18 protein-coding genes are annotated in these 19,113 nt (G+C 40.4%); 2 read left to right on the forward strand and 16 right to left on the reverse strand.

Going from position 1 to position 19,113, the window contains the following annotated elements:
• Positions 1-153: 153 nt before the first annotated feature.
• From ACPWSO_RS12765 to ACPWSO_RS12790, 6 genes are all read right to left on the reverse strand, one after another.
• Entirely contained in the window at positions 154-1,158 is a 1,005-nt protein-coding gene (locus ACPWSO_RS12765; RefSeq protein ID WP_426083948.1) for a lipoate--protein ligase, read from the reverse strand.
• A gap of 24 nt (positions 1,159-1,182) precedes the next feature.
• A complete protein-coding gene (locus ACPWSO_RS12770) occupies positions 1,183-1,923 on the reverse strand; it encodes an MBL fold metallo-hydrolase (protein WP_426083950.1) in 741 nt (246 codons plus the stop codon).
• Positions 1,924-1,999: 76 nt separating this feature from the next.
• A complete protein-coding gene (locus ACPWSO_RS12775; protein WP_426083952.1) occupies positions 2,000-2,785 on the reverse strand; it encodes a DUF975 family protein in 786 nt (261 codons plus the stop codon).
• Between the two features lie 13 nt (positions 2,786-2,798).
• The gene (locus tag ACPWSO_RS12780; RefSeq protein WP_426083954.1) at positions 2,799-3,881 is read right to left on the reverse strand and encodes a M42 family metallopeptidase; all 1,083 of its coding nucleotides are present in this window, start codon (positions 3,879-3,881) and stop codon (positions 2,799-2,801) included.
• 155 nt (positions 3,882-4,036) lie between these two features.
• Positions 4,037-6,082 (reverse strand): ABC transporter permease, encoded by a 2,046-nt coding sequence (locus ACPWSO_RS12785; protein ID WP_426083956.1) that lies wholly within the window; start codon positions 6,080-6,082, stop codon positions 4,037-4,039.
• Positions 6,069-6,836 (reverse strand): ABC transporter ATP-binding protein, encoded by a 768-nt coding sequence (locus ACPWSO_RS12790; protein WP_426083958.1) that lies wholly within the window; start codon positions 6,834-6,836, stop codon positions 6,069-6,071. Before ACPWSO_RS12790 ends, ACPWSO_RS12785 begins: the two co-directional genes overlap by 14 nt.
• 579 nt (positions 6,837-7,415) lie before the next feature.
• Here ACPWSO_RS12790 and nrdD point away from each other — a divergent pair.
• Complete coding sequence (gene nrdD, locus ACPWSO_RS12795) at positions 7,416-9,605, forward strand: anaerobic ribonucleoside-triphosphate reductase (protein ID WP_426083960.1); 2,190 nt, start codon at positions 7,416-7,418, stop codon at positions 9,603-9,605.
• A gap of 312 nt (positions 9,606-9,917) precedes the next feature.
• Complete coding sequence (gene nrdG, locus ACPWSO_RS12800; protein ID WP_426083962.1) at positions 9,918-10,514, forward strand: anaerobic ribonucleoside-triphosphate reductase activating protein; 597 nt, start codon at positions 9,918-9,920, stop codon at positions 10,512-10,514.
• Positions 10,515-10,859: 345 nt separating this feature from the next.
• On the opposite strand, the gene dinB is transcribed toward nrdG, so the two are convergent.
• From dinB to recR, 10 genes are all read right to left on the reverse strand, one after another.
• Complete coding sequence (gene dinB / locus ACPWSO_RS12805; RefSeq protein WP_426083964.1) at positions 10,860-11,972, reverse strand: DNA polymerase IV; 1,113 nt, start codon at positions 11,970-11,972, stop codon at positions 10,860-10,862.
• 265 nt (positions 11,973-12,237) lie between these two features.
• Positions 12,238-12,579, reverse strand: a complete 342-nt coding sequence (locus ACPWSO_RS12810; RefSeq protein WP_426083966.1) for a P-II family nitrogen regulator — start codon at positions 12,577-12,579, stop codon at positions 12,238-12,240.
• A gap of 17 nt (positions 12,580-12,596) precedes the next feature.
• A complete protein-coding gene (locus tag ACPWSO_RS12815; RefSeq protein ID WP_426084040.1) occupies positions 12,597-13,814 on the reverse strand; it encodes an ammonium transporter in 1,218 nt (405 codons plus the stop codon).
• A 460-nt stretch (positions 13,815-14,274) separates the two neighbouring features.
• Positions 14,275-15,135 carry a 16S rRNA (cytidine(1402)-2'-O)-methyltransferase gene (gene rsmI, locus ACPWSO_RS12820; protein ID WP_426083967.1) on the reverse strand — a complete coding sequence of 287 codons (861 nt, stop codon included), beginning with the start codon at positions 15,133-15,135 and terminating at the stop codon, positions 14,275-14,277.
• Positions 15,136-15,261: 126 nt separating this feature from the next.
• Complete coding sequence (locus ACPWSO_RS12825; RefSeq protein WP_426083968.1) at positions 15,262-15,609, reverse strand: DNA replication initiation control protein YabA; 348 nt, start codon at positions 15,607-15,609, stop codon at positions 15,262-15,264.
• 1 nt (position 15,610) lies between these two features.
• The gene (locus ACPWSO_RS12830) at positions 15,611-16,441 is read right to left on the reverse strand and encodes a PSP1 domain-containing protein (RefSeq protein ID WP_426083969.1); all 831 of its coding nucleotides are present in this window, start codon (positions 16,439-16,441) and stop codon (positions 15,611-15,613) included.
• A gap of 2 nt (positions 16,442-16,443) precedes the next feature.
• Positions 16,444-17,406: a DNA polymerase III subunit delta' gene (gene holB, locus ACPWSO_RS12835; protein ID WP_426084041.1), complete on the reverse strand. Its 963-nt coding sequence runs from the start codon at positions 17,404-17,406 to the stop codon at positions 16,444-16,446.
• A gap of 2 nt (positions 17,407-17,408) precedes the next feature.
• Positions 17,409-17,738 carry a cyclic-di-AMP receptor gene (locus tag ACPWSO_RS12840; protein ID WP_426083970.1) on the reverse strand — a complete coding sequence of 110 codons (330 nt, stop codon included), beginning with the start codon at positions 17,736-17,738 and terminating at the stop codon, positions 17,409-17,411.
• Positions 17,739-17,752: 14 nt separating this feature from the next.
• On the reverse strand, positions 17,753-18,397 hold the full coding sequence (gene tmk, locus ACPWSO_RS12845) for a dTMP kinase (RefSeq protein WP_426083971.1): 645 nt from the start codon (positions 18,395-18,397) through the stop codon (positions 17,753-17,755).
• A 97-nt stretch (positions 18,398-18,494) separates the two neighbouring features.
• Positions 18,495-19,091, reverse strand: coding sequence for a recombination mediator RecR (gene recR / locus ACPWSO_RS12850; protein WP_426083972.1), 597 nt, complete (start codon positions 19,089-19,091; stop codon positions 18,495-18,497).
• Positions 19,092-19,113: the final 22 nt, after the last annotated feature.

Genomic DNA, 19,113 nt, shown 5'->3' on the forward strand with positions numbered 1-19,113 from the left:
CTATTTGCGAGCTTTTTTGACAAATAAATGTCTGCTAGGTTCATCTTATTCACAAAAAAAGAGCTTGCAACAAAAACAGATATTTCCTGCTTTTCGTTCCAAACCCTAAAGTGTATTCAATTTTTTCAGAAGCTAAAAATCCTACTTTATTTCTCAGTAAAGTAACTCTACAAATTCTGATTTATCAATCGCACCAAAATATTTTTTTACATCAATTTTTTCCACCGCTTTTTCAATAGCCGCTTTGTCGTATTTCACGCCAGTCAACTGTTCTTCCACGTCCTTAATCTCACCAAGACCAAAGAAGTCGCCATAAATTTTCAGCTCCTTAATTGCTCCCTCTTCCACATCCATCCGAACCTCAATCGATCCGATTGGGAAACGATGTCTTCGTTCTAAGTTAAAGGAAGGTGATTTGCCGTAATTCCAGTCCCAGTTACGGTAATATTCTTCTGAAATCTGGTTTATACGCTGCCAGTCCTTTTCATTCAGTACATAAGTTTTCACTTGATCAACAGAATCAACACCAAAAATTTTCAACAAAATTTCCTGACGAAATTCTTCTGTTGTCATTCCTTGTTTATCTGCCGGCAGGAAAGGCTTGATATTGGTTACACGAGAGCGAATTGATTTGATGCCTTTGGATTCAATCTTATCTTTTCTCACCTTTAGTGCATTCACAACCTCATCGATGTCACTGTCAAACATCAGAGTCCCATGAGCAAACATCCGTCCTTCAGTAGCGTACATAGCATTTCCAGAAAACTTCATACCATCAATAACTAAGTCATTTCGTCCTTTTAACTCTGCTCCAGCAACTCCCAACTCATGCAGTGCTTGAATAATTGGTTTAGTCACTTTCTCAAAGTCCCGGAAGGAATTACCGTCATCAGGCATAATAAAACTGAAATTCAAGTTTCCGTGATCATGATAAACAGCTCCGCCGCCGCTTAGTCTGCGGACAACATGGATACCGTGCTCTTCTACATATTCTTTATTGATTTCTTCAATTGTATTTTGATTTCTACCAATGATAATCGATGGTTCATTGATATAAAAAAGCAAAATCGGCTCATCCAAAGGCTTTTCTTTCAACAAATAGGTCTCAATCGCTAAATTGATGCGAGGATCATTATTTTCATTTGGTACAAATATCACTTGTTTTTCCTCCTATGCTTCTGCTTATATTTCAAGAACCAGATTTTTACTAGCTACTGTCACTGGCATTTGATAGTCTGCAGCCTGCTCAGCTTGCTCTCTCAACATATCCAATGATCCATGCTGGGGAAGATGAGTCAAAACTAGTTTCTTCACATCTGCTGCTTTTGCCAGCTCGCCAGCCTCTTTTGAAGTGAAGTGGGCATGATGGCGCTCATTCCCTTCAAACAAATACGTATCTGCTAAGAAAACATCGGCCTTGTCTGCGAAAGCAACAAAGCTTTCCAGATATCCTGAATCTCCAGTATATACCAATACTTTACCCGTTTTTTCTTCTACAAACCGCATAGCATAACAGGGAACTGGATGGATTGTTTTCATAAACGTAATGCGAAATGGTCCAACTTTCAGCTCTTCTGCTTCAAAATAAGGAATGCCCTGCGATACTCCATCTAAATCCAATGCAGAAAAATGAACAGCATCCTCCGTATGACCGTAAATCGGCAAAACAGGAACCGGCGTCAAACTAGGATACAACTGCCGATAATACTGCAGAACACCTAAATCAGCGATATGGTCATGGTGATAGTGGGATAATATAACTCCATCCAATGTTAACGGATCAAGGTGTTGCTCTAGATTCACAAGTGTTGTACTGCCAGCATCCAGCAGTAAATGAAAGCCGTCTGATTCCAATAGATACGAACTCGTTCCTTGCCCTTCATATGGATAGGCGCCTAGACAGCCAAGAACAGTGATTTTCATTTCCAGTTCCTCCAATCAGATAAGTTGTGTATAGGGTCTAGTTATTATTCAGCAGCCTTATTTTACAGACTGTTTATTAAAACGGTGATTTTTCCCGCTGCGCACTATCATAAAAGCTCGCTACAGCTACATCATGATAAGGAATAACCCAAAATAGTCCTATACCTAAAGCCATAGCGCCCAGAATATACCAACCGACAAAAGACAGCTGCAGGAAGAAATACTGCTTGAAACGTCCTTTCATCAACCCAAAGGCGTCCCGTAAAATATCCCCTACACCAAGATTTGGCTGATCCAGCTTAATCCAAACTGCAAACTGGAAAACACCACTGATGAAAATTCCAACTAATAACAGAGCTAGAGAGAACAATAACATGACAACTGCAAGAAGCCCATCTGATGCCATCTCATTTTGAAACTGTGCAACTGAAACTGTATTGAACATCAAGCCAAGATACATAGTCAAACCAGCAGTCAAGAGTACCGGCAACAGCGTAATTAAATTGACAAGCAGCTGTACCAAATATTGAATAAAATTAATAATTAACATTGGCAGATAAAGCTCTTTACGGAAAATAGATGTCAGTAGCGAGATATCCACGGACCGTCCTCTGATTACCTGCAGTGCAGCATTATATGTTCCATAGGTAAATGCAAAAAACAGCAGGTTGTTCAGCAGAAAGCTGACTAAATTCTCACCATTGCTGCCGCTTTCCATAGGAAAGACACTGCCTACTAAGGTGCTGATTATCATCCGAACTAAAAAACCGCAAAAGATAAGCAGAGCCATTGTTCCCCACTTGCCGGACAGCGCTTTTCGAGCACGTTCTCTATGCTCTGCATTTGTTACCTGATTATTCATTGTTTATGCTCCTTTAAAATTCTTTGATTTTACGAACTGTTTCTTGATCCAAACGTTTAACAACCTCTGTTACTAGCTTAACTGTATTCAAGTAATCGTCCTCATGAATAATTGATGTATGGGAGTGCAGATAGCGCACAGGGACTGTGATTGCCAGAGAAGGGACGCCGTTTCTGGTTAAATGCATTCTTCCTGCATCTGTTCCGCCCCCTGCAATAACTGTGTACTGGAAGGGAATATTATTTTCTTCAGCAACCTGTATAACAAAATCCTTTAGTTTTTTATGAGGAATCATCGAAGCGTCATAAATCAGAATCTGCGGACCTTCGCCTAATTTTGAATCGGCTTCCTTTTCAGTCATTCCCGGTGTATCCCCAGCGGTTCCAGTATCTAAAGCAAACGCAATATCTGGATCAACTAGATAAGTACTTGTCTGAGCCCCTCTCAATCCTACCTCTTCCTGCACATCACTAGCTGCATAAAGAATATTTGGGTGACCCTCCTGTGCTAAATTTTCCAGTACTTTCAGAGAAACAGCAGTTCCAATACGGTTATCCCAAGCCTTGGCCAATAGGAATTTTGTATCATTCATTCGTCTGTACTCAATATATGGTGTAATCATATCACCAGGCTTAATTCCCCACTCTTTTACCATCTCTTCACTTGAAGCCCCAATATCGATGAACATATCGGACAACTCATAGGGTTTGTTACGAACCTCAGGCGTTAGCACATGAGGCGGTTTTGAACCGATTACACCGTGGATAACGTCTCCTGCTCCAGTAGTTATCTGTACCTGCTGAGCCAGCATAACCTGTCCCCACCAGCCACCGAGTGTTTGAAATTTGATAAAACCTTTTTCCGTAATTTGAGTAACCATAAATCCAACTTCATCCATATGCCCGGAGAAAAAGATTTTAGGACCTTCTTTATCACCTGAGCGTTTAGCAATAATGCTGCCTAGACCATCATACATTATTTTATCTGCGAAAGGCTCTGCATATTTTTTGAAGATTGCCCGTACCTCTCCTTCATTTCCAGGAACCCCTTTTGCAGTTACAAGCTCAATCAATAATTTCTCATCATGTTTTTCCAATTGCCTTAGCTCCTCTCAAAAATCATTTCTAAAATATTATAACACTCATCGCAGGATTAAAAATAGAAAAAGCACAGAGTAGGACACATCCTTACTTTACAGTCTCGAAATAATGGATTCTTTAAAAGTCCTGCTTTTGACTTATCCCCTTTTTTCTAATCCCCCTTGCTGACAATCCAATAATAAATTTTTGCAGTTATCATATAATAAATAACATAGATTAGTATAAGCAGTCCACAAGAAAGATATGCCAGCTGGTAGCCTGAACTTGGTACTACCTGATTGAACAGACGAACAGCAAAAAAGGCATGAAAAATCCCCAAAAGCATCGGCAAAAAGAAAATAATAATATTTTGCTGATAAACCAGCCGCTGGATTTGTCTGCAAGAAATTCCTAAACGCTCCAGCAGCTGGTATGTCGTTTTTTCCCGCTCTGCTTCTGAAAACTGCCGAACCATCAGTACACTCCCTGAAATAACCAGCGCTAAGATTCCTGCAAATAGAATAATATACAGAAAAATCCCCAGTTCTTTTCTAGTATGCTCCAGATTGGGCAGCCGGCTAGTATAATTTAAGCGCCATACCTCATGTTCTTCTGAGTCCTCCGAATTTTTTTTAGATACCGTGGAAACATAGCCTTTCACGCTTCCTGCGTCATTATTCAGTTCATAATAGATTGGTCCCTGCCATTCCTTGTTGATGCCCTTCAGCGCAGCATCTGTCAGCTGGCTGTCGTTATTCTTTTTAATATTAAATGCTATCAGCTCATAAGCCGCGGCAGTCTTTACTTGATTAAACAGCTCATCTGACACAATCATGGTCCGCTGGTTATACCGGAGCATTGCATTTCCCAGATAATCCGGTACACTTCCCTCTGTTTCCAGCATTAGTCCATCTGTCAGCTTCACAACGGGATCATATGTAATAAGCTCGCGAAAGCCATTTTGCATATCATCAATCATCACCGCACTATCCTTTTTCTTCAAAACAATCGGTTTCAGATAAGGATTAATTTTTTGATACTCCCGATAATTTGACACCCCTAATAAATTGATTGGCTCTGTCAGAGTAGTTGTTTCCTGATTTTTAATCGTTTGCCGATACTGACCGCCGATAACTTTAAACTTTAACGGGACGGACTGCGTAATACTTGTTTTCTGCTCTATATTTTTTTGAATAGTACCATAAAGTTCACTGCTGACCAGAAAGTCTGTTGGATTTGTACGCGTTACTCCTTCTATTCCCAATGTATAAAACGAAGCTGAGCCACCGATAATTCCTAACGAACAGGCGATAAAAATTGTAATTGTAGTTAATGTATTGCTGCCCTTGAATAAATGCAGGCGAGTACTTCCGGCAACCAGCATGGTTAACCCCCGGTAATAGCGCTGCTTCCCTCGACTAAAAAGCCAAATTAAAATATGAATCGTATATTTGAAAAATAAATAGGTTCCTGCAGAACAAAGAGCGATTAACAAAAAAGGCAAACTCAATAGTATCACTGGGTTAAAATCATCTGCAGCTAAAGACAAAACATGAAAAGAGAGAATATAGCCTGCCAAAATAAGACCTACGCCTACACAGCCCAAGAACAGCTGTTTCTTAGTAAGCTGCTCTATCGTTACTGCCGCTTTCTCATCCCGTTTAAAGAAACTAGTCAGCTGATAAGAATAAAGCAAAAACCAGCTGTGAATAGAAATCAGCAGCAGGATAAAAATAAATGCGCTTATTGTTTCAAGCATTGCTGGAAAGGATAAGCGAATACTGCTTTCAATAGTTAAAAACATTACCTTTATCAGAATCATTGAGAACAGTTTGGAAAAAATAACTCCTAAAAGCAATCCAATCACCAATGCGGTGATGCCTAAAATAGATATTTCTGAGAAGAAGACCCCGGCAATTTGTCTTTTTCTCATGCCAATCAGCTGATAAATGCCAATCTCCTTTACTCTTCTGGAAAAAAAGAACTGATTAACAGTCAACATAAAGCTGATTATCATAATGATAATTAGAAACCCGCCCCATTCCATCGTATTTTTGAGACGTATTTCACTACCCACACTATTAAGAAGAATCTGATCATAAGCAATCGCTCGGAAGCTATAATAAATCGTCACCGCAAAAATCATTCCGATTAGATATACCGCATAGTGATAGTATTGAGAGCGTACACTTTTCCATGCCAGTTTAGAAATGATCAAGACGATTCCCACCTCCAATCGTAGCCTGCATATCGATTACCTGATTAAAAAACTGTTCCCGGGATCCTTGACGAACAACTTCAGAGAAAAAAGAACCATCTTTAATAAACAGCACTCGATTGCAATAGCTTGCTGTGTACGGATCATGAGTTACCATAACAATCGTTGCACGATCCTGCCGATTCATTTCCGACATATATTGCAGCAGCTCTGCAGCAGCTTTGGAATCAAGTGAACCCGTTGGCTCATCTGCAAAAATCAACATAGGATTGACAATTAAGGCTCTAGCAGCTGCCACCCGTTGCTTCTGACCAATTGAAACAGCTGCCGGATAGGCTGTAAGTATTTTTTCTATATTTAAAATTTCAGCCACATGCTGCAGCCGTTCCTCCATCGTATGTACTGGTATATGGTCAATTGCCAGCGGGAGCAAAATATTGTCTTTGACATTTAATGACTCCACTAGATTAAAATCTTGGAAAATGAAACCAATTTTTCTCCTGCGAAAGTCACTCAGCTGGCCGCTTCTCATTTCCAAAATATTTTTTCCACTAATCTTTACCAGTCCTGATGAGGGTGTATCGACTGTGGAAATAACATTTAACAACGTAGATTTTCCCGCACCGCTGGGGCCCATAATCCCAACAAACTCTCCTTTATTTACAGAAAAAGAAAGGTCATCGAGAACCTTAACCTTATTCAGCAAATAGCCATACGATTTACTTACATGCTGAATCTCAATAATTTTTTCCATTGTTCTTCCGCCCATCTTATGTATTACTGTCATTTTACCAATATTTTCAGCAACTGAACATTTTTACGTTGTATTTGTATCGTAGAAAATCAAATTTCTTAGTTTGGTTTGTTCTACCGATTATTCTACCTGGTTGTGTCGGAGTCTCTAAAGAAGTACACATAAACCGATACCAACTAAATCCAATACCCTTTATTTCATAAATAGAAGCAAACTAACCAAAATAAATAATTTATCCTGATTCTTGGTGTAGATAACCATATTTCGTCATACTTTTTTTGTGGAATCCAGAGATACTGTTTACTCTTTCACATATATTTCATACGGATGGTTCCTTCTTCTCCTTTTGCCGTAAATCTTCAAAATATCGTTTCATGTTTTCTCAGAAATTTTTTTTATTTCAGCTAACCTTCTCAAAGCATCGCTGTACTTGCTTTCACAGAATTTTCAAAACCTCCAAACACAACATATAGGCGTTCACCCCTGTTCTTTTTAAAAATAAACACTATATATTGTTGAAAGAAAAGAAAATTTGTTTTATGATATATGAGGAATAAGTCATCGAGGAGCTGGAAATTTATGATGGAAATAAGAGAAGAATCACCATTGAGTACTACTGCTTCATCACTGAGCAAGATGAAAATAATCAAAAGAGACGGACGCCTTGTCGAATTTGACGATCAAAAAATATATGATGCTTTGATCAAGGCTGAACAAAAAATCAATGGTCCTTTAACCCCTCTTGCACATGAGCGTATTCAGGAAATTGTTGAACGTGTTGATCAGGAGATTTCAGAACGGTTTGTTTCGGATGTAAAAATTTATGAAATTCAAAATATCGTTGAACATATCTTACTGGAAAGAAATGAATACGAACTGGCAGAGGAATACATCAATTACCGTACCCGTCGTGATTTCGAACGTACCAAGTCAACCGATATCAACTTTACAATCGGTAAATTATTAAATAAAGATCAGGCAGTTGTTAATGAGAATGCGAATAAGGATAGTGATGTCTTTAATACTCAGCGTGATTTAACTGCTGGGATTGTCGGCAAGTCGATTGGCTTAAAAATGCTGCCGCCGCACGTAGCAAATGCCCATCAAAAAGGCGATATTCATTACCACGATTTGGATTATCATCCATATACGCCAATGACCAACTGCTGTCTAATTGACTTCAAAGGCATGCTGAACAACGGCTTCAAAATTGGAAACGCTGAAGTAGAATCACCAAAATCAATCCAAACTGCTACTGCACAAATTTCACAAATTATCGCCAACGTTGCCTCTAGTCAATATGGAGGCTGTTCTGCCGATCGTGTGGATGAATTACTGGCGCCTTTTGCTGAACTGAATTACTTTAAACATCTAGCTGATGCAAAAAAATGGATTGACGGCGAGGCAAAACAAGAAGAGTTCGCAAAAGAAAAAACAAGAAAAGATATCTATGATGCGATGCAGAGTCTTGAATATGAAATTAATACTTTATTCACGTCTAACGGACAAACACCTTTCACTTCTTTAGGGTTTGGCCTAGGACTAAACTGGTTTGAGCGTGAGATTCAACGGGCAATTCTACAAATTAGAATCAACGGCTTAGGCAGTGAAAAACGAACAGCAATTTTTCCTAAACTGATTTTCACGTTAAAGCGCGGCACTAATTTAAATGCAGAAGATCCAAACTACGATATTAAGCAGTTAGCTTTAGAATGTGCTACCAAGCGGATGTATCCAGATGTTTTGAGCTATGACAAGCTGGTGGAATTAACAGGAAGCTTCAAAGTGCCAATGGGCTGCCGTTCTTTCCTTCAAGGGTGGAAAGATGAAAATGGTGAAGAAATTAACGTTGGCCGCATGAACTTAGGCGTTGTGACGTTGAACCTGCCTAGAATTGCTTTAGAAGCAAACGGCAATCTCGAAAAATTCTGGACGCTTCTTGAAGAACGTCTGGAAATCATGAAGGATGCTCTTGTTTATCGCGTAGAGCGTTGTAAAGAAGCGACTCCAGCCAATGCACCTATTCTTTATATGTATGGTGCCTTCGGCAAACGTCTTTCAAGAAAAGAGTCCGTCAACGAATTATTTAAAAATAAACGGGCGACTGTTTCTTTAGGTTATATCGGACTCTATGAAGTAGCTTCTGCCTTTTTCGGGGGCGAGTGGGAGTCCAATCCTGAAGCAAAGGATCTGACATTAGATGTAGTGAAGCGTTTGAAGACTTCTGCTGATCAATGGGGGAATGATTACGGTTACCACTTTAGTGTCTACTCTACGCCAAGCGAGAGCCTGACAGACCGTTTCTGCCGCCTGGATACAGAAAAATTCGGACTTGTAGATAACATTACGGATAAAGAATACTATACAAATAGCTTCCACTATGATGTACGGAAAAATCCAACACCGTTCGAGAAGCTGGATTTTGAAAAGGACTATCCAAAATATTGCTCCGGCGGCTTTATCCATTATTGTGAATACCCTGTTCTTCAGCAAAATCCAAAAGCTTTGGAGGCTGTTTGGGACTACGCATATGACCGTGTCGGCTATCTTGGTACAAACACACCAATCGATCATTGCTACGAATGTGACTACGAAGGCGACTTCCAGCCAACGGAGCGCGGATTCGAATGTCCGCAATGCGGCAACCATGATCCAAAATCCTGTGATGTTGTAAAAAGAACCTGCGGCTACCTTGGCAATCCCCAAGCACGTCCAATGGTTCACGGACGTCACAAAGAAATTTCTTCCCGTGTCAAACACATGAAATAGCAGCTTTACTTCTGGTTATTAATTAACAAACAGACTGATAGGTTTAAAGGGGTTGTGACATTCGTCAATTTGACGATGCTATAGCCCCTTAAACATGAAAAAATGATATTTCCATGTATCCCACACTTCGTTGACTACAATGAAGTGCTGTATCATGAGAACCGTCAATCCTAAAGCTGCGTTTCTATTTTTTAAGTAAAATGCTTCTTCTCCCTTCTGCTTTACTTGCTTTGGTACAGCAGTCTTGTAGATAACTTCCCGCTTCAAGCCGTATGCCGCGACTTAAGAAGCCTTATTGAAAGGATGATTGTTATGAACAATCCAGCTCCAAAAGAATGGCGTGCTGAGGACTACAGTCAGAATTACATTGCAGACTATAAAGCATTTAACTTTGTAGACGGCGAAGGTGTCCGCAACAGCTTATACGTCAGCGGTTGTCTTTTTGCCTGCGAGGGCTGTTTTAATAAAGCTGTTCAAAATTTCAAGTATGGACAGCCTTTCACAGCTGAGTTAGAAGAAAAAATCATTGAAGATCTTTCTCATGATTATGTTCAAGGGATAACCCTACTTGGCGGTGAACCCTTTCTAAATACAGAGGTCTGCTTAAAGGTTGTCAACCGAATCCATCAGGAGTTTGGGATTAAAAAGGATATTTGGTCATGGAGCGGCTATACTTTTGAAGAACTGCTTCTTGAAACCCCTGATAAGCTGGAGCTGCTTGGCAAGATAGATATTTTGGTAGACGGCCGCTTTGAACTTAGCAAAAGAAACCTAAATTTACAGTTTAGAGGCAGCAGTAATCAGCGAATTATTGATGTAAAAAAATCACTGGCAGCTGGAAAAGCAGTCATTTGGGATAAATGCCACGATGCAGAAACCACTTATGAACAAATTAAGAAGAGGTTGTGACAGAAGTGTTCAGCTTCAAACGATAAGGCGGAAATTCCGAAAATTGTTCTACAAATTTTTGCGAATTTCCGCCTTATTGTCGAAGAAGTTACTTCTGAAACACCGTTTATCCGGGTTTAAGGGACTGAGGCATACTAATGTCACAGCCCCTTTTTTCGTTTCACGTCAAATTGTGTTGGTAGAGCAAAAATCTGAATAAAATCAAAGAGCTTGGAACAAAACCAGCAATTCCTGATTTTTGTTCCAAGCTCTACTTTCCCATTCAATTTTTATTCTATAACACAACTTAAGATAAGCCCTTCGTCGAACTTGCCCCTGCTGAACAACCTCAATCACACTAACGGCTTATGTATCCCATAATGGTAAAACAATATTCTCGTAAGATAATGGATCAAGGTTTGTCAAGGTTATTCCCAGCAGACGAATCCCCTGTTCAAGTCCGCCTACCTCTTCCCAAATCAGGTTTGCTTGATAAAATAATGCTTCCTTGGTCACAATATACTCTGGTAAAGTTTTTCTTCGGGTCACAGTCGTATAATCTGCATAGCGAACCTTCAGTACAATGGTTTTTCCATGGCGCTGAACTCTCCGCAAAGACTGCTCTACCCGCTCCGACAGATTTCTTAGCTGAGTGGTCACTTCATTTTCTGTCGTCAGCGGTATCCCATATGTATGTTCTTTTCCTACTGATTTTCGGTCTCTTGTCGTGCTGACAGGTGAATCATGAATTCCCCTCACTTTTCTATAAAGTGAATAACCCATTTTACCAAAATGCCGTATTAACGTCATTTCATCCATTTTATAAAGATCCGCTCCAGTATAAATTCCCAGGTCATTCATCTTCGGTACGGTTTTTTTGCCAATTCCGTGAAACTTCTCAATCGGCAGTGCCTTTAGAAACTCTTCTGCCTCTTCAGGAAGAATAACCGTCAGCCCTTTTGGTTTTTGAAAATCAGAAGCCAGCTTTGCCAAAAATTTATTATAGCTGACGCCAGCTGAGCAGGTAAGCTGCAGCTCTCTCCAAATATCCCGCTGAATAAGCTTGGCTATCTTAATCGCCGATTTGCTTTCAATTTTATTTTCTGTTACATCCAGATAGGCTTCATCAATCGAAACAGGTTCAATAATATCCGTATAACGTCTAAAAATTTCACGAATCTGCTGAGAGATTTCAGAATATTTGTGTCGATCTCCTTCTTTAAAGATAGCCGAAGGACAAAGCTCAAAAGCTTTTTGTGCGCTCATCGCCGAGTGAATACCATATTTTCTTGCTTCATAGTTGGCAGTTGTTACTACTCCTCTGCCCCCTGTATCACTTGGATGACGTGCAATCACCAGTGGATGTCCCACTAATTCGGGATGATCCCGTTCCTCAACAGAAGCAAAGAAGGCATCCATGTCGATATGAATGATTTTTCTTGATGTATCTTTCTTTAACGGAAACCGCAGCTCGCTCATCCCTCCGCCTCCTTCCCTCCATTATAAACGAACATTTGTTCAGAAACAATAGAATACTCCTTGAGAAAACCTTGACAGCCCCTTCATTTTTTGCGTACAAAAAAATCAGCATAAGACATATATAGTCCTATACTGATTTACTAAGAATCTCTTCTATCATACCTTACAGCGTTTTGAAAAGACTCTTCTGACTATCAGCAAAGCATAAGCCTGAATCCAGAAGCTCCTGTTGCCTTTTCATTTGGGCAGATGTTTAACCAAACCTTTAAATTGCTTGGCTGCCCCGCTCCTTTGTTCGAATGCGGATGACTTCTTCAATAGGATAAACAAAAATTTTCCCATCTCCCACTTCTTCTGTACAGCAAATAGCTAAAATCAGGGCAATTACTTCTTCTACCTTATCATCTTCTACAATAAAACTAGCCACGACCTTTGGCAACAGAGTCGTAATAACTTCCTGTCCCCGCACATATTCCTTTAGCCCTTTTTGTCGGCCGCAGCCTAAAACCTGAGTAACGGTCATCCCGCTAGCTTCAAAATCGTGATCAATCGCATACTTCAGCTCTTCCAGTTTTTCCTGTTGAATAATTGCCTCTACTTTTTTCATCTGTCTTATCCCCCTAATTAAGAATCCATGCCTGTAAACGTCGGATATGCAGTCTCATCATGTTCAATGCGATCCATCCCAAGCGCCTCTTCCTGAGCACTAACTCGAATTGGCATAAATAGCTGAATCAATTTAATAATAAGAAAGCTTGCAGTTCCTGCAAACAGCAACGTAAAAACAATACTTTCAAGCTGAGCGACAAACAGTCCGGTTTCCCCATAAATTAGTCCTGCTTTTCCGCCTACAGAAGCGTCTGCAAAGATTCCTGTCATAACCCCGCCGAAAATCCCGCCAATGCCATGACAGCCAAACGCATCAAGCGCATCATCAAAACCAAAGGTATGTTTTATCACAGAAATAAAATAATAGCAAAATGGGCTGACCAGTGCTCCGATTACAATCGAGCTCCATAGTGATACAAACCCGGCTCCTGGTGTAATTGCCACAAGTCCGACGACTGCGCCCGTACAAGCACCTACAACAGTCGGTTTTCCGTTCACTATTTTTTCAATCAGCATCCAGGACAGCATTGCACTTGCTGCAGCCGTATTAGTCGTCAGCAGCGCATGAATCGCTAAGCCGTCTGGAGCCAATGCAGAGCCGGCATTAAACCCGAACCAGCCAAACCACAGTAAACCGGCTCCTAAAACAACAAAAGGAATATTATGCGGACGGTAATCCATTTGGGTATACTCCCGTCTTCTTCCGACAACAATTGCCAGAATAAGCCCTGAAATTCCTGAGCTGATATGAACAACATTTCCCCCAGCAAAATCGACTGAACCGATTGCATCAAGAAAGCCGCCGCCCCAGACCATATGAGCCATTGGATAATAGACAATCACTGACCATAGTCCGATAAATAGAAAGATTGCCGAAAATCTCATTCTCCCTACCACTGATCCTGTAATAATTGCAGTTGTAATCAGTGCAAACATCATTTGAAAAGCAGCAAACAACCCTTCAGGTATCCCTTCTCCTTCCGTCATCGACACCCCTTGAAAGAATACCTTATCCAAATTTCCAAAAAAAGCATTCTCACCACTGAATGAAAGAGAATAGCCAGCAATAATCCACAAAAGCGACGCCAGCCCCATCACACAAATAACCATCATCATTGTGTTAAGAATATTTTTTCTTCTTTCCAAGCCGCCATAGAAAAAGGCTAGGGCGGGTGTCATCAAAAAGACCATCCCTGTACAAATAATAATAAATGCAACACTTGCCATATCCATCATTGATTCCCTCCAATTCAGTTTTATAATCAACCTTCATTTTGATTATGTTAGATATTCTAACATCTGATTTTAATTTTTACTAGTAAAAACATTGAATATTGAAAACTTTCTGTCAATTCGTTACAAAACGCGTCATATTTTATCACATAAAAACAAAAAAAAGAGTCTGAACATAGAAAACGTCCAAGCTCTTCTTTTTTTACATCCGAATAAGTGGTGAAAATGAGCAGCGTTTCTCTATGAAAAACTGCAGCGAGCAGCTGTAAGCGCAGCCTTTTCATAGCTAAATCGAGTCTGAGACAGAACTTAATTTCAAACTTTTCGTACGCTTAAATCCGAATAAACGGCGAGATAGAAACAACTTATTCAGCAATAAGCCGGGACTTAGCAAAAATTTGTGGAGTAATTTTCGTAAATCCCGGCTTATTGCTTGAAGTTAACCATTTCTGTCTCAACCTCAATCAACGTGATACGCTTTGTAAGCTTCCTGCTTCTTAATCCCTCTAACTTTAGCAGCTTCCTTAATTGCTTCTTTAGAGGTTAGTCCAGAGGCTATTAGACCATCAATATGCTCCTTAAGCGACTCCGGAAAATCAGCTGCTGCTTCCTCATTATCGCTTCCAGCAATAATCAAACAGCATTCTCCCTTAATTGTATGTTCTTCTAGATAATCAATCAGTTCATCAAGAGAACCACGGAGAAATTCCTCATGCAGTTTGGTCAACTCCCGGCATAAAACGCCCTTTCTTGTCCCGCCGTATATCTCTTTCATATTTTTCAATGTCGCCAACACACGGTATGGAGATTCATAAAATATCTGAGTAGAGGAAAGATTCTTTATCTTCTCAAGCTCAGTTTTTTGTTCTTTTGCTTTCCTTGGTAAAAACCCATAAAAAGTAAACGGCTGAGGGGTAATGCCTGAAGCAATCAATGCTGTTATTCCAGCAGAAGCCCCCGGCAAAGGAATCACATCAATTGCCGCTTCAATGCAAGCCAGCACTAACTCGTGCCCAGGATCGCTAATTGAAGGCATACCGGCATCGCTTACCTGAGCGATTGTTTCTCCTGAAAGCAATCGTTCAAGCAGCTTAGGTATCCGTTCCTTATAATTATGCTCATGAAAGCTTATCTGAGGTGTCTCTATTTCAAAATGCATCAGCAGCTTTTTCGTATTGCGTGTATCCTCACTGGCAATAACAGCGGCTTCCTTCAAACAGCGAATACAGCGAAACGACATATCCTCCAGATTACCTATCGGCGTAGGAACTAAGTAAAGTTTTCCTTTAGCAGTCTCGCCATAACTTTTTTGTTTCTGCACTCGTCTAATCTCCTCTCTATTCATCCTTAACTAAAAAGAGGCCGGGATTTATTACCATCCCGACCCCTCTACTTTTTCATTCAGCTAATGACTTCTCTAAATCTTTACTTATCTCTAAACTTCAGATTATTTACTGCGTTCTCCGTAGATAACATCCAAACAAAAGGCACATTCTTCATCATTTTCTCTACGGGAACCATATAAAATATTGCAGACATGAAAACCTTCTTCATAAAGTTTTTCCAAATTCATTCTTGATTTTGATAACTCCTGTTTTGAAGGGTCCGCTTCAGCCTGAGCAATCTGGTTTAGCTCCTGCAAATGTTCTCTCAAACGCTGATTTTCGATTTCCAGCGTTGTGTTTTTTTCAACTAGCTCGTGAAGACCATCCTTCATCTCACCAAGTCTCAGCAGGGTTTCTTTTAACTCAATTTCCAACGAATTTAACCCATCATATAGTGACCGTTTATCCATATCAATCACCTTTTTCCGATGCAGCGTTTTCCATTGCTTCTTTAAGCTCTTCATAATCGTATTCAACAGGTGTTTCTCTGCCGAATAACCGTACTTTTATAACTCTGCTTAAAAGATTCAGACCAATAACTTTTCCTTTACCGTCCGGCGTCAAAACTTCCGTACCATAATCCGGCAGCTCCTTCTTCGCTGCTTCATATTCATCGTTCTCATACTTCAAACAGCACATCAAACGTCCGCACAAACCAGAAATTTTGATTGGATTCAACGACAATCCCTGGTCTTTAGCCATTTTAATCGAAACAGGAACGAAATCTCCCAGAAACGTTGAACAGCACAGCTGACGACCACACGGACCGATTCCACCAAGAATCTTCGCTTCATCTCTAACACCAATCTGACGCAGCTCAATCCGTGTTCTGAAAATAGCCGCTAAATCCTTAACGAGTTCTCGGAAATCGATGCGGCCATCTGCAGTAAAATAGAAAATCATTTTACTTCGATCAAATGTATATTCTACACGAATCAGCTTCATTTCCAGTTTATGCTCACTGATTTTTCCTTTAGCAACTGAAAAAGCTGCTTCGGCATCGTCAATGTTTTTCTGCTCTTTCTCCAAATCTTTGGAAGTGGCTTTATTTAAAATCGGCTTCAATTCCTCAGGAAGATCCTCAGGATCAAAAGATTTTTTAGGTATAGCTACAGTAGCAATTTGCTTAGACTGTTGAGATTCTACGAGGACTTTTTCATCATAGACATACTCTGCCTTACCAGGAGAAAAGTAATATATATGTCCGGCTTCTCTAAAACGAACGCCTACTACTTCAACCATTATTATCCTCCTATAGATAGTTTCGGGTGAATCATTCGGATGACCAGCTGCTCGCAAACACTTTGCCAGCTGACATTGGCTTCCCATTTCCGATAGGCATCCAGAATCAGCTCTACTCGTTGAGCGGTTTGTCTGATTTCTGTCTTTGAGCGCTTTTCAGTCAGGATTTTTGTCAGCTGCCCGCGATAATACGCCAGCAGCAAATCAAAGCCCAGCTTTTGCTGTTCTTTTTCTTTGAAGACTTTCAGCATTCTCTTTTGAACATAAATGAATGCCTGAAGGTCGTCCTTAACAAGATAATCAAACCACTGTTCAATGATTTCCCTAGCCTCATTAAACCATTCATCCCGAGAGATTTCAACTGCTTTCTCCAAACTATTTGTCAATGAAGCTAAAAGAACAGCTGTTTTTTCACCGACTCCTTCTGCTTTCAATAAACCGACCATTTTTTTCCCATCCAACGGCTGAAAATGCAGAATCTGACAACGGGATTGAATCGTCGGCAGAATCTTACCAATCGATTCGGTCTCTAACAGTGCAGTGACTTGTCCTTCTGGCTCTTCTAAGAATTTCAAAAGACTGTTGGCAGCGCCAATACTCATTTTCTCTGCCTGCTCAATGATAAAAACTTTTTGCTTTGTCTCAATTCCGCTCTTACTGTACTCTGATTTAAGCTGTCGAATTTGATCCACCTTGATGGTTTGTCCCTCAGGAGCGACTAACAAAACATCCGGATGTTCACCAGCGTTGATTCTGAGACAATTGCTGCATTGATTGCAGGGATTGTCTTCAATAATGTTGGTACAAAAAATTTTTTTTGTCAGCCACAAGGCAAATGCACGCTTTCCCGTTCCAGCATCTCCTTCAAAAAGATAAGCATGGGCGATTCGACCATGCTTAAAACTATTCTGCAGCTGTTTATACAGCAAAGGCTGCTGTTGTTCTAATTGCTGATACTCTTTCATAATCAATATTGATGAAATCCTTCTACTGGAAGTACAAAGACTGTTGCGCCCCCAACTTCCACTTCAACTGGATAGGGTACTTGTCCTTCCATTGTAAGATCCAAAGTCACTGGTGCAGATACATACTGTTTACGGGACTGACAGGTCTGCTTAATCAGTTCCAGCGCTTCATCCAGACGCTCATCATCAATACCAATAATAAATGTGCTGTTTCCTGCTTTTAGAAAGCCACCCGTTGAAGAAAGCTTCGTTGCTCTGATGTTGGCATCGATAAACTCATTGGCTAAACGGTTGCTGTCTTTGTCTTGAACAATTGCTAAAATAATTTTCATCTGACATCACCCTTCTAATTTCTAAAATGTTTTGGATAGCGGTTAATAATCGCCTGAAACGTTTGTTCTACTACTGATTCTAAACTCATTCTTGCATCAATTTTTTGTATCCGCTCTGGATGCTCCTCAACCAGCTTCAAATACTCATGTCGCACGCGCTGGTGAAACTCGAGCCCTTCAGAATCCAGACGGTCATACTGATTTTGCCGATGATTCTGAATCCTGCGCAATCCGGTATCTGAGTCTACATCTAGATAAACAGTAAAATCAGGAACTGTTCCTTCGATTGCAAACTCATTAATCGCTAAAATAGGAGCTACCCCAATTTTTCTACCTGCCCCTTGATAAGCCAGCGAGCTATCCACGAAGCGGTCACAAAGAACGATATTGCCTGCTTCAAGAGCCGGGAATACTTTTTCAACTAAATGCTGTCTTCTAGCTGCTGCATACAGCAGTGCCTCAGTCCGTGCATCCATTTCTCCATTTTTCGGATCCAGAATAATCTGGCGGATTTGCTCTGCAATCGGAATTCCTCCCGGCTCTCTGGTCTTTATTATTTTTGTTTCAGCTGCCAACGCCAGCCTTGGATACAATTCCTCCAGAACACTTGTTTTTCCGGCTCCATCCGGGCCCTCTATTGTTATAAATAATCCCTGCAAACTCTTGTGCCTCCATACTCTCTTTAGCTCACTATTTTACAATATTCTATAATACTCTTATTTTACTTGAAAAAGGCACCTCTGTCTAATATCCCAATCATAGTTCTCTACGGCCTTCTACAGCTTTTAGCAAAGTCACCTCATCTGCATACTCAATATCGCTGCCTACAGACAACCCATGAGCCAGACGTGTTACTTTAATCCCTGCCGGTTTAATTAGTCTTGACAGGTACATCGCCGTAGCTTCTCCCTCAGTTGTCGCATTCGTGGCAATAATGACCTCTTGAACCTCATCATCATGGAGCCGTTGAATCAGCGAAGGAATATTAATATCTTCTGGTCCAGTTCCTTCCATTGGCGACAAGACACCATGAAGCACATGGTATAGTCCATGATATTCACGTACTTTTTCCATTGCCATAACATCCTTGGATTCTTCAACTACAAGAATCGTACTTCTGTCTCTCGTGGTATCCTTGCAGATATCGCAGGGATCTTCCTCTGTGATATTTCCGCAAACACTACAGAAGTGCAAATCACGCTTCACACTAATGAGCGATTTTGCAAACGTATTAACATCTTCTTCCTTCATATCTATTGTATAAAAAGCCAATCGAGTCGCTGTTTTCTGCCCTATTCCCGGCAGTTTCATGTAGCTTTCAATCAACCTGGCTATTGGTTCAGGATACTGCATAATTCTTTATACTTCCTTTCAT

This window comes from Enterococcus sp. LJL51 (genome assembly GCF_049894025.1).
Taxonomy (GTDB): Bacteria; Bacillota; Bacilli; order Lactobacillales; family Enterococcaceae; genus Enterococcus_L.

Bases quoted from the DNA above. Each gene is read 5' to 3' on its own strand.
- ACPWSO_RS12770 (WP_426083950.1), bottom strand. From the start codon at position 1,923: ATGAAAATCACTGTTCTTGGCTGTCTAGGCGCCTATCCATATGAAGGG.
- ACPWSO_RS12775 (WP_426083952.1), bottom strand. From the start codon at position 2,785: ATGAATAATCAGGTAACAAATGCAGAGCATAGAGAACGTGCTCGAAAA.
- ACPWSO_RS12790 (WP_426083958.1), bottom strand. From the start codon at position 6,836: ATGGAAAAAATTATTGAGATTCAGCATGTAAGTAAATCGTATGGCTAT.
- nrdD (WP_426083960.1), top strand. From the start codon at position 7,416: ATGATGGAAATAAGAGAAGAATCACCATTGAGTACTACTGCTTCATCA.
- nrdG (WP_426083962.1), top strand. From the start codon at position 9,918: ATGAACAATCCAGCTCCAAAAGAATGGCGTGCTGAGGACTACAGTCAG.
- dinB (WP_426083964.1), bottom strand. From the start codon at position 11,972: ATGAGCGAGCTGCGGTTTCCGTTAAAGAAAGATACATCAAGAAAAATC.
- ACPWSO_RS12810 (WP_426083966.1), bottom strand. From the start codon at position 12,579: ATGAAAAAAGTAGAGGCAATTATTCAACAGGAAAAACTGGAAGAGCTG.
- ACPWSO_RS12815 (WP_426084040.1), bottom strand. From the start codon at position 13,814: ATGGATATGGCAAGTGTTGCATTTATTATTATTTGTACAGGGATGGTC.
- ACPWSO_RS12825 (WP_426083968.1), bottom strand. From the start codon at position 15,609: ATGGATAAACGGTCACTATATGATGGGTTAAATTCGTTGGAAATTGAG.
- ACPWSO_RS12830 (WP_426083969.1), bottom strand. From the start codon at position 16,441: ATGGTTGAAGTAGTAGGCGTTCGTTTTAGAGAAGCCGGACATATATAT.
- holB (WP_426084041.1), bottom strand. From the start codon at position 17,406: ATGAAAGAGTATCAGCAATTAGAACAACAGCAGCCTTTGCTGTATAAA.
- ACPWSO_RS12840 (WP_426083970.1), bottom strand. From the start codon at position 17,738: ATGAAAATTATTTTAGCAATTGTTCAAGACAAAGACAGCAACCGTTTA.
- recR (WP_426083972.1), bottom strand. From the start codon at position 19,091: ATGCAGTATCCTGAACCAATAGCCAGGTTGATTGAAAGCTACATGAAA.